Here is a 14,600-nt window from a genome sequence, read left to right as displayed (position 1 = left end):
CACACCCGGCAGCCGCCACCCCGTCCGACCGCACCCCCGGCCCATCGCACCCCCGGGCCACCACCACCCCTCGGCCCACCGCACCCGACCCACCACCACCCCCGGGGCTCCGTCCCGTCCCCGGCCGTCCCGACCCACCACCGAAGGAGCATCAGTCATGTCCCCGCAGTCCACGTCCCCCGGCAGCACCCCCGCACCCACACCTGAAGGCGCCCCCGCCCCCGCCCCCGCCTCCGGCCGCGTCGCCGTCACCGGCGCCGAGGGGTTCATCGGTTCGCACCTGGTCGAGGCGCTGGTCGCCGACGGCCACCGGGTGCGGGCGATGGTGCAGTACAACTCCTTCTCCTCCTACGGCTGGCTGGAGGTGCTGCCCGCCGAGGTGCTCGACTCCGTCGAGGTCGTCCTCGGCGACGTCCGCGACCCCGGCTCCGTCCAGGACCTGGTCAAGGGCGCCGACACCGTCTACCACCTGGCCGCGCTGATCGCGATCCCGTACTCGTACCGCGCCCCGCACAGTTACGTGGAGACCAACGTCACCGGCACCCTCAACGTCCTGGAGGCCGTGCGCCACCTGGGGATCCGCCGCCTGGTCCACACCTCCACCAGCGAGACCTACGGCACCGCGCAGACCGTGCCCATCACCGAGGACCACCCCATCAACACCCAGTCCCCGTACGCCGCTTCCAAGGCGGGCGGCGACCGGCTCGCCGACAGCTACCACGCCAGCTTCGAGACGCCCGTCGTCACCCTGCGCCCCTTCAACACCTTCGGCCCGCGTCAGTCCATGCGGGCCGTCATCCCGACGGTCATCGGGCAGGTCGCGGCGGGGGAGCGCACCATCACCCTGGGCGACCTGCGGCCCACCCGGGACTTCAGCTACGTCAAGGACACCGTGGCCGCCTTCCGCGCCGTCGGCACCGCTCCCGCCGAACGCGTCGTCGGCCGTACCTTCAACTCCGGTACCGGGCAGGAGATATCCGTCGGCGACCTGGTCGGTCTGATCGGCAAGATCATGGGCACGGACCTCGACGTCCGCGAGGACACCGCCCGCGTCCGGCCCGCCGCCTCCGAGGTGATGCGCCTCGTGTGCGACGCCTCCCGGCTGCGCGCCGCCACCGGCTGGGCGCCCGCGCACAGCCTGGAGGACGGCCTCGCCGCCACCGTGGAGTTCTTCCGCGACCCGGCCAACCTGGCCCGCTACAAGACCGGCATCTACAACGTGTGACCGGACACCGTGCGACCGCTTCCCCCGGTCCGCGCCCGTGAGCCCGATCCGTTCAGTTCGTCCCCGTACGCCCGTCCCCGTACGCCCGTCCCGTACGCAGCGCACGCAGAGAGGAAACGGCACCATGCACGCAGTGATCCTCGCCGGAGGCAAAGGCATCCGGCTGCGCCCCTACACCACCGCCCTGCCCAAGCCCCTCGTCCCCATCGGCGACCAGCACGCGATCCTGGAGATCGTCATGCGGCAGTTGGCCGGGGCCGGCTTCCACAGTTGCACCCTGGCCATCGGCCACCTCGGGCACATCATCCGCGCCTACGTCGGCGACGGCTCCCAGTGGGGCCTCCGGGTCGACTACACCACGGAGGAGAGCCCGCTGGGCACCATGGGTCCCCTGCTCACCATGCAGGACCGGCTGCCCGAGCACTTCCTGGTGATGAACGGCGACGTCCTCACCGATCTCGACTTCGCCGACGTCCTGCGCGGACACCGCGCGTCCGGGGCCCCGCTCACCATCGCCACCTACGCCCGCAAGGTCAGCATCGACTTCGGCGTGCTCACCACCGAGGCCGGCCGGGTCACCGGCTTCACCGAGAAACCCAGCATGGACTACCGCGTCTCCATGGGCGTCTACGGCGTCTCCCGCGACGCCCTGGCCCGCTACACACCCGGCCTGCCGCTCGGCTTCGACGAACTGGTCCTGGACCTGCTCGCCGCCGGCACGCCGCCGAACGCCTACGAGTTCGAGGGCTACTGGCTGGACATCGGGCGCCCCGACGACTACGACCGGGCCAACGCGGAGTTCTCCCACCGCCGCGACCTGCTGATCAAAGGAGCGTGAACGACCCGCATGCGGATCCTCGTCCTGGGCGCGACCGGCTTCCTCGGCCGGCACGCCGTCGAGTCGCTGCGCGCCCTCCCCGGCGCGCGGGTGCTCGACGGCGGCCGGTCGCCGGGCTCCGCCCTGCCCTGCGACCTGGCCGGCGCCGACCCCGCCGACCTCGCCGTCGCCCTGCGCGGGGCGGCCCCCGACGCCGTCGTCAACTGCGCGGGGGCCACCGGCGGCAGCGCCACCGTCCTCACCGCCACCAACGCGCGCGGCCCCGCCGTGCTCTGCGAGGCGCTGCGGCAGGCCGTGCCCACCGCCCGGCTGGTCCACCTCGGGTCGTCGGCCGAGTACGGAGCGGGTGGCGGCGCCCGCTCCCTCACCGAGTCCGCCCCCGCCGCCCCGCTCGGGCTGTACGGAGCCACCAAGCTCGCCGGCACCCTGGCCGTCACCGGCTCCGGGCTCGACGCCCTTGTGCTGCGGGTGTTCAACCCGCTGGGCCCCGGCTCGCCGCCCGGCTCGCTCGCGGGCCGACTGGCCGAGGGCATCCGGGAGGCCGGCCCCGACGGCGTCGTCGGCACCGGCGACCTCTCCGCGCACCGCGACTTCGTGGACGCGCGCGACGTGGCCCGGGCCGTCGTGCTCGCCGTCACCGCCCCCGAGCCGGTGACCGGCCTGCTCAACGTCGGCAGCGGCACGGCACGCGCGGCCCGCGAGGTCGCCGAGGGGCTGGCACGGGCCGCCGGCTTCCGGGGGCGGTTCGACGAGGGCGGCGCCGGATCACCGCGCTCGGCGGCGCTGCCCTGGCAGCAGGCCGACGTCACGGCCGCCGAACGGGCCCTCGGCTGGCATCCCGAGCACCCGTTCGACGCCACGCTCGCCGACCTCTGGGCCGCCGCCCGGGCCCGGCCGGCGGACGCGTCCCGGTGACGCCGCCGCCCGGCGGCCGGCGGCTGCTGGTACCGCTGTACGTCCACCCGACGGTGGACCCCGGCGCGTGGGCGGCCCTGCTGCGGGCCGCCCCCGCGCTGCGCGGCGTCGTCCTCAACGCGGCCGACGGCCCCGGGCGGCGCCCCGACCCGGCGTTCCGCGCCGCCGCCGACCGGCTCCGGGACGCGGGGGTCCCGGTGCTGGGGTACGTGGACACCGGCTACGGGCGGCGTTCGTGGCGGGCGGTGCTGACGGATGTCCGCCGGCACCGGGGCTGGTACGGCGCCGACGGGGTGTTCCTCGACCAGGTGCCCACGGCGCCCGACGCGCTGCCGCGCTTCCGCCGACTCACCACGGTGGTGCGGGCGTTGGGTGCCCGCACGGTCGTGTTCAACCACGGGACGCACCCGGATCCCGGGTACGCGCGGATCGCCGATCTGCTCGTCACCTTCGAGGGGCCCTGGGAGGCGTACCGGGCGGCCGCCGTACCCGACTGGACGAAATCCCATCTCCCCTCGCGCTTCTGCCACTTGGTCTACGGTGTGCCGCAGGAGCGGGCCGGTCACGTGTCCCGCACGGCCGGTTCGCGCGGCGCCGGAGTGCACTGCGCGGTGCCGGGAAGAGGAGAGAACCCATGGCAGACCGCACCACCACCGGACGCCTGAAAGCCGGGCGCCCGAAGGCAGGACGTCCCACGGTCGGACGTGTGAAAGCCGGGCGCTTGAAAGCCGGGCGCCGGGAAGCCGGGAGTGGCCGAACCGGCCGGCCGGAACCGGCCGGCCCCCCGCGCCGGGGTCCTCGCCGGGCCCTCGGCGCCGGGGCGTTGGCGGCCGCCGCCCTGCTCGTCGCCGCCGGCTGCTCGGGCGCGGGGGACGCGGAGGACACGGACCGGGCCGACGGACCGGACCGGAACGGGACTCCGAGCGCCTCGGCGGAGCACCGGCCCGGCCGCGACGCCGGCACCGGCCGAACCGGGGGCCCCGGCGGCCCGGACGGGACGTCGGCCGCGCCCCGGCGCGGCGGGGGCGGCACGCCGTCCGCCGGTGAGCCCTCCGGCGCACCGTCGTCGCCGGAGGCCGCCCCGTCGTCCGGTGCGCACGGCGGCCGGGCGCGCTGGCAACCGCGCCCCGGCACCCGCTGGCAGTGGCAGCTCGACGGGAAGGTCGACACCTCGGTGGACGTCCCCGTCTACGACATCGACGGCTTCGAGAACGACGCGGCGACCGTGGAACGGCTGCACGCCGACGGCCGCAAGGTCGTCTGCTACGTCAACGTGGGCGCGTACGAGGACTGGCGGCCCGACGCGAAGAAGTTCCCGGAGGCGGTGCTGGGCGAGGACAACGACGGCTGGAAGGGCGAGAAGTGGCTCGACATCCGGCGGCTCGACGTCCTTGAGCCGATCATGGCGGAACGTTTCGACATGTGCCGCGAGAAGGGCTTCGACGCCGTCGAACCGGACCTTACCGAGGGGTTCAGGAACAAGACCGGCTTCCCCCTCACCGCCGCCCACCAACTCGCGTTCAACCGCCTGGTCGCCCGGCTCGCCCATGAGCGCGGCATGTCCGTCGGGCTGAAGAACGACCTCGACCAGATCCCGGAGCTCGTCGGCGACTTCGACTTCGCCGTGAACGAACAGTGCGCCGAGTTCGGCGAATGCGACAAGCTGTCGCCGTTCGTGAAGCGCGGCAAGGCGGTGTTCCACGTCGAATACAAGCTGGAACCCGGGGAGTTCTGCGGTCGGGCCAAGGATCTGGGGCTCAGTTCGATGCAGAAGAAACTCGGTCTCAGTTCCTGGCGTCGTCCCTGCTGAGAGCGGGTGACACCGCCGGAATCAAACCTTCCGGCGAGCGTGAAGAACCTCACAGAACGCCGTTTCGACACCGGATTTCGCCGGTGGATGGTGCAGGATCATGCACCGAACAACCAAGAACCCGTCACAGAGGCGGGCGACCCGGGCGGACGCCGAGTCCTGCCGCCGCTCCGGGTGCGGACCGGATACACGCGGATCGGCAGGAGCGGGAGACCCAGGCAAGACGGACCACGATGGCGGTGGTTCTAGGGGTGAAGCCACATGGTGGCCGGGCAACTTTGTCAGCCCGAACCCGACAGGTCATCTTTCGCAGGCGGATGACGAAGGGCTTACTCGGCATGTCTGCGCTGCCTCGAATACCCGCGCTCATCTCCCGGGCCGGAACCGCATCGGCCCTCACCGCCGCCACCGTCGCGGCGTCCGTCCTGCTCCCCGGCATGGCCGGTGACGCCCAGGCGGCCACCCCCGGCTCCAAGGCCGTCAAGGTCGCGGCGTCCAAGAGCGGCTCCCCGTACCAGTGGGGCGCCACGGGCCCCAACCGCTTCGACTGCTCGGGCCTGACGCTCTACTCGTTCAAGAAGGCCGGCAAGAAGCTGCCCCGCGTGGCCGCCGACCAGTACAACGCCACGCGGCACATCTCGCGCGGCTCCCGCTCCGTCGGCGACCTCGTGTTCTTCCACTCCGGCAGCAACGTCTACCACGTGGGCATCTACGCGGGTGGCGGCAAGATCTGGCACGCTCCCGGCACCGGCAAGAAGGTCCGCCTGGAGAAGATCTGGGCCAACAGCGTCTGGTACGGCCGCGTCCGCTGACGCCCCCTCGCACCACCCGTCGCACCACCGGGCCGGCGCTCGATCGGCGGCGCCGGCCCGTCCCCTCGGCAGCCCCCGGTCCCCCCGGTCGCTCAGCCGCCCATGGCCGCCCGGATCGCGTCCGCCTTCTCCGACGGGTGATACCCGGAACGCACGCCCGCGGCGAGGAGGACGTCCCCCAGGACATGCGGCGTCCGCAGCGGGATCAGCTCCTGGTACGCGGGCGAGTCGTACCACGCCCGGGCCCGCTCCAGGTCCGGGAACTCGATGAGCACCAGATCCCCCTCCCACGACCCCTCACGGACGTCCGGCTCCCCACCGTGCACCACGAACCGGCCCCCGAAGGGGTCGAGAGTGTCCTGGATCCGCTCGACGTACGTGACGACGTCCCGGTGCGGGACGCTGCTGTGGAAATGACCGAGGGCGTAGGCGGGCATCGTCGGCTCCTGACCGGGTGACTCGGCGGCATGTCGTGACCCCCACCCTGCCGCGCGGCGCGCGGCCGGGCGATTACCCGGCAGGTCATGCCCGGCGTGACTCCGGCGGCTTTCCGTCGCACCGCCCCGAACGGTGCCAGGCGGTGCCGAAGCCGAAACCCGGCCGGCGGATCCGTGGGCGGGCGGTGGGATTGGCGTGGGGATATACGATCCCACCCGCGTGACGGGTCGTCCCGTGTTCCGAGCGATGGGGCCGGCGTGTTACTCCCCTGTCGCCCCGTCGATGAGCTCTCTTGCCACATCAAGCTGACCCACGTGGCGGGCGTACTCCTGGAGTAGGTGGAAGAGGATCCGCCCGAGGGAGGGAGCCTGGTCGGGTGTCCGGAAGCGACCGCCGAGTCCGGCCTTGTCGGCCAGGTCCGCAACCGCGACCAGCGAGGTCGTCGCGGCCACTTCGCCTCGGTAGGTGTCCATGACCTCCGTGGTGGGCGTGCCGGCATGGATCGTCCATTCTTCCTCGTCGCCGCCGGGCGGGTACGCGAGGACGTTTTCGGCGGCGAATCCCCAGCGCATCCAACGGCGTTCCACCCAGCCGAGGTGCTGGACCAGGGCGAGAGGTGACCAGCCCAGCGGCTGCACCGGCGTGCGGAGGTGGGAGTCGGACAACCCGGCGAGCTTCCGCATCAACGCTTCGCGATACCACTCCAGGTACCCGAGGAGGAGTTCACGGGCATCGGAGACTTCGACGCCGGGCCCGTCGAGGAGGGCCGGGACCTGTGGCGCAGGCTGCTGCATCCCTCGAACGTAACGTGACATCCGGTCGACATGCTGCGTTGCCCGCAGGGGGTCCATGACGACCTCGGCGACTGCGGGCAGGTGTTCCCCGTGGATCCGGGCGCTGCGAAGGGGATCCGTCGGCCGCTGCGTGCCGCCCTGCGGCGTCCCGGGGAGTGAAAACCGGATGCCCGTCCGCCCCGGTGGGTGATACGCATCCGGTCATGGACGATCTCGTGACAGCCCGCCTCATCCTTCACCCTCTCACCGTCGCCGAGGCGGAGAACATCGCCGCCGAGCGCCCGGAGCGGCTCCCGCACTGGGTGCCCGGTTATCCGGAGGGGGACGACGTCAAGGCCGCGCTCCGGTTTCTGACGGCGGAGCGGGAGGGGGCCGGGCGGCATCCTGGAGCTTATGAGATACGGCGGCGGGAGGACGGGCGGGTGGTCGGCGGGCTGGACTTCCATGGGCCGGCCGACGAGGAGGGGGCTGTGACCGTCGGGTACGGGCTGCTGCCCGCCGAGCGCGGCAAGGGGTACGCCTCCGAGGCGCTGCGCGCCGCGCTGGCGTCGGCGCGGGCGCGAGGGATCCGCCGGGTGAAGGGGGACGCCGACCACGACAACGTCCCCTCCCACCACGTCATGAAGGCGGCCGGGATGCGGCTGGTGGGGGAGGACGAGCGGGTGAAGTTCTACGAGACCGACTGGGAGCCGGACCGCCTTCAGGCGGCGTCCACGTAGACCCAGGCGCCGTTCTCCCGCACGAAGCGGCCCAGTTCGTGCTGCGTGTCCTCGTGGCCCCGCAGGACGTAGTGGGCGCGGAACTCGACCGTCCCCTCCTGGTGGAAGGCGGTGCCCGCTTCGGTGGCGAGGATCTCCAGGGCCGTCCAGTGGATCTTCCGGTCCAGGTCGAGGGACGGCGGGCGGGTGGTGGAGTGCCACGTGCGGAGGAGGTACGCGGCGTCGCCTACGGCGAAGGCGCTGTAGCGGGAGCGCATGAGGCGTTCCGCGGTGGGGGCTTGTTTCCGGCCCGTGTGGAGGGGGCCGCAGCAGTCGCCGTAGGTGGCGTCGAGGCCGCAGGGGCAGGGGGTGGTGGGGGTGACTGTGATGGTGTTTCGGGGCACCTGACGATTGTGCCCCGTGGGGGAGGCCGCCCCCGTCCCACCTCCTCCGGGGGGTTCGAGGACGAGCGGTGAAGCCGCGATCAGGGGACTGGGACGTGGCCCGGGAACGGTGAGTGGGGGTGGCCCCTCCGGGGGAGGGACCGGGGCACCCTACCGGCCGAACCCCTCGCCGGCACCGGGATGTCCCGTCGGCCACGGCGAAACAGCAGGTCGCAAGGGCCGCGGGCGGCGACCGAGGCGGCCCGCACCGGTCCGGCGAGCGGTTGCGAGCCCCCGCGCGGCGGCACACCGTGGGCCTCGTCCCCCTGAGGGACGTTCCTGGAGGGAGTTTCCCGCATGCGCATCAGCAGAACGACCACCGCCGCCCTAGCGGCCTGCTGCTCGCTGGCCCTGGCCGTCGCCGGGCCGGCCCTGGCGGCGGACCCGGCGCCGGTGCCGCCGGCGGCGACGACGGCGACGGCGCCCGGCCCGAGCACCGCCGACCGGCTGACCACGGTCGGGAGCCTGGGCGACATCCTCTCGCTGGGCGCCCGGATCGGCAAAGAGGCCCAGGCGGCCAAGCCGGACATGGAGAAGCTGCGGGAGATGCAGCGTCAGCTCACCGAACAGGGCGCGCGGCTGCGTGCCTCCGTCAGGACGCACGTCCAGCAGCCATCGCAGCCGGGCCAGCCGGGCGCCGCCGCCCAGCGGGACGTCGTCGCGGACGTCCAGAAGGTCGTGGACCAGCTCGTCAAGGACCTCAACCAGCTCCTCATGGACCTGGCCGCGGCCAACATCCTCGGCGTCGCCGCCGACGTGAGCAAACTCCTGGGCGACCTCCAGCAGCTCCTCGGCGTCGTGCTGCAGGCACTGGGCGGAGGCGGAGCCGCCGGCGCCGCCGCTCCCTAGGCCGGGCCTCCCCAGGCCAGGCCGCCGGTGAGCCGGCCAGGCGGCCGGTGAGCACCGCGGCCCGGCACCCGCCCCCGCCGCCCCCCGCGTCCACCCGGCCGGCCGCGCGCCAAGGACCCCGTCACGTAGGCTGCGGCGCATGCGAGTTCCCGCCCCCCGAGACCTGGCCGCGCTGCCCTACGCGCACCGCCTCGCGCCCTTCACCGGTGCGGTGGAGCGGGCGGAGAGCTACGAGGGTCTCCACTTCGACGGCTCGGTCTTCGAGGAAGCGGAGGGTGGCCGCTCCCTCTTCAGCGAGGCGGCGTTCTCCTCGGTGGTCTTCGAGCGCGGCAGCTTCCGGCGCTCGCGTTTCGACGACGTGTGGCTGCACGCCGTCCGCGTGGTCGGCACCGACCTGGCCGACACCACCTGGCTGGACGCCGAGTTCGCCGCCGGCGTCCTCGCGGGCACCGAGCTCCACCGCGCCGAGCTGCGCCGCGTCGTCTTCCACCAGTGCAAGCTCGACTCGGTCAACCTGCGCTCGGCCACCCTGCGGGAGGTGGTGTTCGTCGACTGCCTGCTGCGGGACGTGGACTTCGGCGGGGCGACGCTGACCGACGTCCGCTTCCCCGGCTCCTCCCTGGAGCGCGCCCGGTTCGAACGCGCCCGCCTCACCCGGGCCGACCTGCGCGGGGCCACCGCGCTGGGCATCGCCGCCGGACTCGGCGACCTGGGCGGCGCGACGATCAGCACGCCGCAGCTCTTCGACCTGGCACCCGCCCTGGCCGGGCACGTCGGCCTCACGGTGAAGGACGACTGACCGCCGGCCCGGTAACGGTGTGAACCGGGGCATCCCGCCCTCCGGCGGACCCCGGCCGCCCCCCTGCGCTAGCGTCGGCCCGGTGCGCAGACGTCCGCTCACCGCCCTGCTCGCCGCCGCCGTCCTGCTGACGGCCTGCGAGGCGGGATCCGACTCCGGGTCCGGGACCGACGACCGTGAGGACCCCCGTCCCCCACGGTCCGCCGGCCCCCGCCCCGAGACCCGCCGCGACGGCGCCGAGCTCCTGTACCGCCCCGGCGGCCGGGCCAGCGCCCAGAACCCCGCGTTCTCGCCGGACGGCACGTCCCTCCTCTTCACGGTCTTCCACGGCGGCTACAACGCCGGCGCCGCCGCCCTGCGCACGCTCCCCCTCGGCGGCGCCCGGCGGCAGGCACCCCGGACCCTGCTGGACGAGTCGGACCGGGCCGCCGTCAACCTGCCGGGGACGAGCTGGAACCCGTCCGCCGGCGTCGCCTTCGCCTCCGACCGCGCGGGCCGCGACGAGGTGTGGGTGCTCCGGCCCGGCGGCCGGCCCGAGCGGGTGACGGAACACGACGGCGACACCGGCTACCTGGAACCCAGCTTCTCCCCGGACGGCCGGTGGATCGTCTTCCAGGAGAGCACCGAGCGCGAGGACGGCAGCGGCGGCGACGGCTCCCTCTGGAAGGTCAGGCGCGACGGCACCGGGCGTACCCGGCTCGTCGACGGACCGGCCACCCGGACCGACAACCGGCAGCCCAACTGGTCGCCCGCCGGCGACCGGCTGGTCTTCCAGCGCCGCCGGCAGGGCACCGACGAGTGGCGCCTGTACGTCATGGACGCCGACGGCGGCGGGCTCCGCGAACTGGCCGTCCGGGGCGAGGGCGAGCACACCGACCCCAGTTGGTCGCCCGACGGGAAGTGGGTGGTGTTCTCCTCCACCGCCGGTGGGCTGGACCTGCCGCAGGTCTTCGCCGTCCCGGTGACCGGCGGCCGGCCGGTCCGCGTCACCCACGACGACACCTCGTACGACGGCGCCCCCAGTTGGTCGCCGGACGGGAAGTGGATCGCGTTCGAGTCCCACCCGGGCGGCGAGGACCGGCCGTCCGCCCTGTGGCGGGTCCCGGCGCCGCGCCGCTGAGCCGGGACCCGACGCCCCGGCGAGGGCCGCCCGGGGGGCCGGGACCGGTCCGCCGCGCGGTGCGCGGGCGCGGGCCGGCGGGGTGGCGGGCCGTCGTCGTGCGGGTTGCCGGACGTGCCATGGCGGTTCGCTCCTTCGCGAGACATGGACCGGACGGTTCCGGGATGCCGGTGCAAGCGCGGGTGTGGACGCCGGTGCCGGGCCGCGGGGCCGTTCCCGGCGTGCCCGGGCCCCGCGCGAGGCCGTGCGCGGGGCGTTCGGGTACGCCGGGCCCGCGGCCCGGCACCGGACGTACGGGATCCCAGGACGTCCGGCCCCCCATGAGCGGCCCCGGACGTACGGGGAAAGCGGAACCAGCATCCCCCGCCGGCGCCCCCGCGAGGGAGGGCAGGACTCGCCCTGGCAGGGGGCTTGGCACGGCGCCGGGCCGGCCCGGAATCTGGCCGGTTGCCGCCTCTCCCGCCACCCCGGCCGCTGCGGAGAATGCGGGAGTGGACGCCAAGATCGCTCTCCGGGACTTCCTCGTCTCCCGCCGCACCCGGCTGAACCCCGGGGACGTCGGGCTGCCCGCGCACGGCGCACGCCGGGTGCCCGGCCTGCGGCGCGAGGAGGTGGCCGCGCTGGCCGCGGTGAGCGTCGACCACTACATCCGGCTGGAGCGCGGCAACGCGTCACTGGTCTCCGACGCCGTCCTGCACGCCGTCGCCGACGCGCTGCGGCTCAGCCCCGGCGAGCGGCGCTACCTGCGCGACCTGGCGCGGCCCGGCCGCCATGACCCCGCGCCCGCGGGCCCGGTGCCGGCCGGTCCGGAGGCGGCCGCCGGGCCGCGCGTGCGGGCGAGCGTCCGCCGGCTGCTCGACGCCCTGGCCGGCAGCCCCGCCTACCTCGTCGGCCGCGACGGGTCCATCCTCGCCTGGAACCGGTCGGCGACCCGGGTGTTCGTCGACTTCGCCGAGTTCCCGGCGGAACGGCGGACGATCGGCTGGATCGTCTTCACCGACCCGCGGGCCCGGACGCTCTACCTCGACTGGGAGGCCAAGGCCCACGAGACGGTGGCCTATCTGCGCTCGGTGACCGGCCGGTGGCCCCACGACCGGGATCTCGCCCGGCACATCGCGGAACTCCGCGCGGCCAGCGCCGACTTCGACCGGATCTGGACCGAGCTGCCGGTCCTCGACACCACCCACGCCACCTGCCGGCTGCGCGGCCCGGAGGCCGGGACGACACTGGAACTCTCCTGGGAGACCTTCCAGCTCACCGACAACCCCGAGGAGATCATGGTGGCCTACACCGCGGCGGAGGGCTCGCCCACCGCCGCGGTGCTGCGGGACCTGGCCCGCGCGGACCGCCCGTCAGGCCATGGTGACGGTCAGCAGTGAGTACTGCGCCACCGTGAGCGCGATCGTGGCCGTCGCCCCGGACGTCGTCCAGGTCACCGGCCGCGGCGCGGGAGAGGCCGCGTCCGGGGAGCTCACCGCGGCGGCCGTCACCCGCTTGCCCTCCGGCACGGCGACGGTCACCGAGCAGGCCGCCGGCTTGACGGCGAAGGCGGCCGGCTGGTCGCCGAAGCAGGTGAAGTTGACCAACTGGACGACGGTGTCGTCACCGAGCCGGCTCAGCTCCAGGTGGATCCGCCGGTCGCCGCTGAACGTGACCGCCGGCGGAGCCGCCGCCAGCACCGGTGCCAGCAGCGGGCCGGGGTCGGCCTGCCCGGTGGCCGACAGGAACGCCCGGCCGGGCAGGTCCTTGACGTAGTGGCAGGTCCCGGCGCCGAAACGGTTCTGCCTGGTGGCCGGGAGCGGATCCCGCTTGCGGAAACCCAGTACGTCGGCGAGGGCGAACTCGTCCCGTGCCGCGCCCAGTTCGGTGAGAGCGGTCGGCGCCGGACCGGTGATCACCGCCGTGCCGCCGGCCGCCACCCAGCCGCGCAGCACCTCCGCCTCGGCATCCGAGACGGCCTGGAGATTGGGCAGCATCAGCACCTTGAAGCGGGCGAGGTCCGCCGCCGTCACCCCCTGGCTCGGCACGGTGTCGAACGGCACGTGCCCGTACACCAGGGCCTTGACCGTGCCCCGGAACTCGCCGAGCCACGGCATCGTGGTGCAACTGTCCTCCGGGGTGCCCTCGCTCCACCACTCCTTGACCCCGGACGGCTTCTTGGCGTTGACGTACATGCCGGTGCCGACCGAGGGGCTGACATAGTCCCGGGAGGCGGTGGAGTGGTAGACGCCGACCTCGGCGGCCGGGACGGCGTCGTACAGCCGCTGCTGCTGCGCCGCCACGAACCCGTACATCCGGGTGCGCATCTTCGCGTCGGTCGTCTCGTTCTTGAACGGGCTCTTGACCTCGTACGGGTTGCAGCCGGCCGCCAGCAGCTCGGCCATCACCAGCGAGGCGTCGTCGGCCTTCCAGCCGTACGAGAACGCCCAGGCCGGCTTGGTTCCGCTGGCCGCGCGGGCGTACTTGTACATGGAGATGAGACAGGTCCAGTCGGAGGCGGTGGCGTGCCGCATGCCGTCGTAGTTGCCGAGGATGTCCACCTCCCAGGCGTGACTGACGCCCTCGGCCTGCCGCAGGTAGGCGCCGTCCAGACCGATGGAGGTGGCGTACTGGTAGTCCATGCTCACCGTCTCGACGAAGGTGACCAGGTCCTTGTTGGCCGACTTCCCCGCGGCGGCGATGTCGAGCTGCCACTGGAGCAGGTTGCGGTGGCGCCACTCGACGAACCGGCGGAACGTGGTGTCCCCGAAGTCCGCCTTCTTCGGCAGCGGCAGGCCGGTGTCGGCCTTGAAGGCCGCGGCGGCCCAGGGCGAGGTGTCGCACCAACTGGCCTTGCCGTCGAAGTAGATGGGCACGTCCGGCCAGATCGCGTCCAGGCCCGAGCCGGCCAGCGCCTTGACGCGCGTCAGGTAGTAGTCCCGCCAGGGCGAGTTGGGGCTGAGCCAGCAGCTCTCGTCGCCGGGGTCCACCCAGACGACCAGGCTGCCGTAGAAGACGTTCGGCTGCCCGTCGAGGGAGAGCTGCACCCAGTCCTTGCCCTTGTCGTTCTTGTAGAACGACCGGCCCTTCTCGCCGCCGACGCTGATCAGTTCCAGCGACGGGTAGTACATGACCACCCGGATCCCCGCGGCGTGGGCCAGTTCGGTGAACCGGCCGACCTGCTTCACGTGGAAGTCGAACTCGGCCTGGGTCAGCCAGTTCGACAGGACGGTGTCCAGCTCGATGACGCTGACGTTCTGCGCCTTGAGGGCGTTGATCACGGGCTTCATGTCGCGGGCCGGATCGGCGTCCTCGTCGAAGGTGCCGTCCGCCACCCGGGCGTACCGCGCCCACTCGGGGAACGCCCCCTGGCGGACGGCCGGTCCGGCCCAGGGTGCGGAGTCGACCCTCATCGGGCTCGTGGGAGCCGCCGACGCCGCCCCCGGCAGCGCTTGTGCCGCCCAGGCCGCGCCCCCCACGCCCAGCCCCGTCCGTAGCAGTCCTCTTCGGCTCATGCCCCGCATGCGATGCACGTTCCCCCCTGATGTGTCGGGATCGGTCAGTCGGTCGGTCGGTCCGACGATGCGAACGGCCGGCCGGGCGGGGGCGTCGGAGGGCGCCGCGGGCCCGTCGGCCGGTTCGGATGGTCAGGCAGTGCCCAGAGATTCTGTCGGGAAAGCGGCCGGGAGGAAGGCACTTGCCGGAGGCCGGGCGCCGGGAGGGTGTGTTTTCGGACGTGCGGCGCCGGTCGGTCCGGTTCCGCCGCCCGGGGGAACGAAACGGTCGAAACGCCGGGAGTTCCCGGCGTGCCCGGACCCGGCGGACCCGCTCGCCCGTTCTCCCGCAACCGGCGTTCCCCGCCGTCGTTGACCCGGTGTGA

15 protein-coding genes and 1 riboswitch are annotated in these 14,600 nt (G+C 73.7%); of the genes, 11 read left to right on the top strand and 4 right to left on the bottom strand.

The window, feature by feature from the left end; all coding sequences use genetic code 11:
- The first annotated feature begins 157 nt into the window (after nt 1–157).
- The 6 genes from ACZ6X9_RS23165 to ACZ6X9_RS23140 all read left to right on the top strand — a co-directional run bounded on the left by ACZ6X9_RS23165 (nt 158) and on the right by ACZ6X9_RS23140 (nt 5,600).
- The gene (locus ACZ6X9_RS23165) at nt 158–1,225 is read left to right on the top strand and encodes an SDR family NAD(P)-dependent oxidoreductase (protein WP_469779898.1); all 1,068 of its coding nucleotides are present in this window, start codon (nt 158–160) and stop codon (nt 1,223–1,225) included.
- Nucleotides 1,226–1,349: 124 nt separating this feature from the next.
- Nucleotides 1,350–2,063 (top strand): sugar phosphate nucleotidyltransferase, encoded by a 714-nt coding sequence (locus tag ACZ6X9_RS23160; RefSeq protein WP_469779897.1) that lies wholly within the window; start codon nt 1,350–1,352, stop codon nt 2,061–2,063.
- A gap of 9 nt (nt 2,064–2,072) precedes the next feature.
- On the top strand, nt 2,073–2,978 hold the full coding sequence (locus tag ACZ6X9_RS23155) for an NAD-dependent epimerase/dehydratase family protein (protein ID WP_469779896.1): 906 nt from the start codon (nt 2,073–2,075) through the stop codon (nt 2,976–2,978).
- Nucleotides 2,975–3,643, top strand: a complete 669-nt coding sequence (locus ACZ6X9_RS23150; protein WP_469779895.1) for a spherulation-specific family 4 protein — start codon at nt 2,975–2,977, stop codon at nt 3,641–3,643. The genes ACZ6X9_RS23155 and ACZ6X9_RS23150 overlap by 4 nt, the downstream gene beginning before the upstream one ends.
- Nucleotides 3,644–3,801: 158 nt before the next feature.
- On the top strand, nt 3,802–4,788 hold the full coding sequence (locus ACZ6X9_RS23145) for an endo alpha-1,4 polygalactosaminidase (protein ID WP_469779894.1): 987 nt from the start codon (nt 3,802–3,804) through the stop codon (nt 4,786–4,788).
- A gap of 180 nt (nt 4,789–4,968) precedes the next feature.
- A riboswitch (cyclic di-AMP (ydaO/yuaA leader) is annotated at nt 4,969–5,119 on the top strand.
- Nucleotides 5,120–5,126: 7 nt separating this feature from the next.
- Nucleotides 5,127–5,600, top strand: coding sequence for a C40 family peptidase (locus ACZ6X9_RS23140; RefSeq protein ID WP_469779893.1), 474 nt, complete (start codon nt 5,127–5,129; stop codon nt 5,598–5,600).
- Between the two features lie 92 nt (nt 5,601–5,692).
- Here the strand turns inward: ACZ6X9_RS23140 and ACZ6X9_RS23135 are convergent, their stop codons facing one another.
- Together ACZ6X9_RS23135 and ACZ6X9_RS23130 are read right to left on the bottom strand one after the other, a co-directional pair.
- Entirely contained in the window at nt 5,693–6,037 is a 345-nt protein-coding gene (locus ACZ6X9_RS23135) for a DUF1330 domain-containing protein (protein WP_469779892.1), read from the bottom strand.
- A gap of 261 nt (nt 6,038–6,298) precedes the next feature.
- On the bottom strand, nt 6,299–6,832 hold the full coding sequence (locus ACZ6X9_RS23130) for a DinB family protein (protein ID WP_469779891.1): 534 nt from the start codon (nt 6,830–6,832) through the stop codon (nt 6,299–6,301).
- Nucleotides 6,833–7,035: 203 nt separating this feature from the next.
- On the opposite strand from ACZ6X9_RS23130, the gene ACZ6X9_RS23125 reads away from it, so the two are divergent.
- The gene (locus tag ACZ6X9_RS23125; protein ID WP_469779890.1) at nt 7,036–7,551 is read left to right on the top strand and encodes a GNAT family N-acetyltransferase; all 516 of its coding nucleotides are present in this window, start codon (nt 7,036–7,038) and stop codon (nt 7,549–7,551) included.
- Here the strand turns inward: ACZ6X9_RS23125 and ACZ6X9_RS23120 are convergent.
- Nucleotides 7,533–7,934: a YchJ family protein gene (locus ACZ6X9_RS23120; protein WP_469779889.1), complete on the bottom strand. Its 402-nt coding sequence runs from the start codon at nt 7,932–7,934 to the stop codon at nt 7,533–7,535. The genes ACZ6X9_RS23125 and ACZ6X9_RS23120 overlap by 19 nt on opposite strands.
- A gap of 336 nt (nt 7,935–8,270) precedes the next feature.
- On the opposite strand from ACZ6X9_RS23120, the gene ACZ6X9_RS23115 reads away from it, so the two are divergent.
- The 4 genes from ACZ6X9_RS23115 to ACZ6X9_RS23100 all read left to right on the top strand — a co-directional run bounded on the left by ACZ6X9_RS23115 (nt 8,271) and on the right by ACZ6X9_RS23100 (nt 12,120).
- Nucleotides 8,271–8,822: a hypothetical protein gene (locus ACZ6X9_RS23115; RefSeq protein ID WP_469779888.1), complete on the top strand. Its 552-nt coding sequence runs from the start codon at nt 8,271–8,273 to the stop codon at nt 8,820–8,822.
- Between the two features lie 139 nt (nt 8,823–8,961).
- On the top strand, nt 8,962–9,621 hold the full coding sequence (locus ACZ6X9_RS23110; protein WP_469779887.1) for a pentapeptide repeat-containing protein: 660 nt from the start codon (nt 8,962–8,964) through the stop codon (nt 9,619–9,621).
- 82 nt (nt 9,622–9,703) lie between these two features.
- On the top strand, nt 9,704–10,741 hold the full coding sequence (locus ACZ6X9_RS23105; protein WP_469779886.1) for a TolB family protein: 1,038 nt from the start codon (nt 9,704–9,706) through the stop codon (nt 10,739–10,741).
- Nucleotides 10,742–11,232: 491 nt separating this feature from the next.
- Entirely contained in the window at nt 11,233–12,120 is an 888-nt protein-coding gene (locus tag ACZ6X9_RS23100) for a helix-turn-helix domain-containing protein (protein WP_469779885.1), read from the top strand.
- Here the strand turns inward: ACZ6X9_RS23100 and ACZ6X9_RS23095 are convergent.
- Complete coding sequence (locus ACZ6X9_RS23095; protein ID WP_469779884.1) at nt 12,094–14,235, bottom strand: hypothetical protein; 2,142 nt, start codon at nt 14,233–14,235, stop codon at nt 12,094–12,096. The genes ACZ6X9_RS23100 and ACZ6X9_RS23095 overlap by 27 nt on opposite strands.
- Nucleotides 14,236–14,600 lie beyond the last annotated feature (365 nt).

The sequence above is a fragment of the Streptomyces sp. NPDC052910 genome, from assembly GCF_055585605.1.
This window is presented reverse-complemented; position numbering and strand designations above follow the sequence as displayed.

What these genes read in the sequence shown, in the direction of transcription:
- ACZ6X9_RS23135 (WP_469779892.1), bottom strand. Translation starts at nt 6,037, where the DNA reads ATGCCCGCCTACGCCCTCGGTCATTTCCACAGCAGCGTCCCGCACCGG.
- ACZ6X9_RS23095 (WP_469779884.1), bottom strand. Translation starts at nt 14,235, where the DNA reads ATGAGCCGAAGAGGACTGCTACGGACGGGGCTGGGCGTGGGGGGCGCG.
- ACZ6X9_RS23155 (WP_469779896.1), top strand. Translation starts at nt 2,073, where the DNA reads ATGCGGATCCTCGTCCTGGGCGCGACCGGCTTCCTCGGCCGGCACGCC.
- ACZ6X9_RS23165 (WP_469779898.1), top strand. Translation starts at nt 158, where the DNA reads ATGTCCCCGCAGTCCACGTCCCCCGGCAGCACCCCCGCACCCACACCT.
- ACZ6X9_RS23130 (WP_469779891.1), bottom strand. Translation starts at nt 6,832, where the DNA reads ATGCAGCAGCCTGCGCCACAGGTCCCGGCCCTCCTCGACGGGCCCGGC.
- ACZ6X9_RS23110 (WP_469779887.1), top strand. Translation starts at nt 8,962, where the DNA reads ATGCGAGTTCCCGCCCCCCGAGACCTGGCCGCGCTGCCCTACGCGCAC.
- ACZ6X9_RS23115 (WP_469779888.1), top strand. Translation starts at nt 8,271, where the DNA reads ATGCGCATCAGCAGAACGACCACCGCCGCCCTAGCGGCCTGCTGCTCG.
- ACZ6X9_RS23160 (WP_469779897.1), top strand. Translation starts at nt 1,350, where the DNA reads ATGCACGCAGTGATCCTCGCCGGAGGCAAAGGCATCCGGCTGCGCCCC.
- ACZ6X9_RS23140 (WP_469779893.1), top strand. Translation starts at nt 5,127, where the DNA reads ATGTCTGCGCTGCCTCGAATACCCGCGCTCATCTCCCGGGCCGGAACC.
- ACZ6X9_RS23125 (WP_469779890.1), top strand. Translation starts at nt 7,036, where the DNA reads ATGGACGATCTCGTGACAGCCCGCCTCATCCTTCACCCTCTCACCGTC.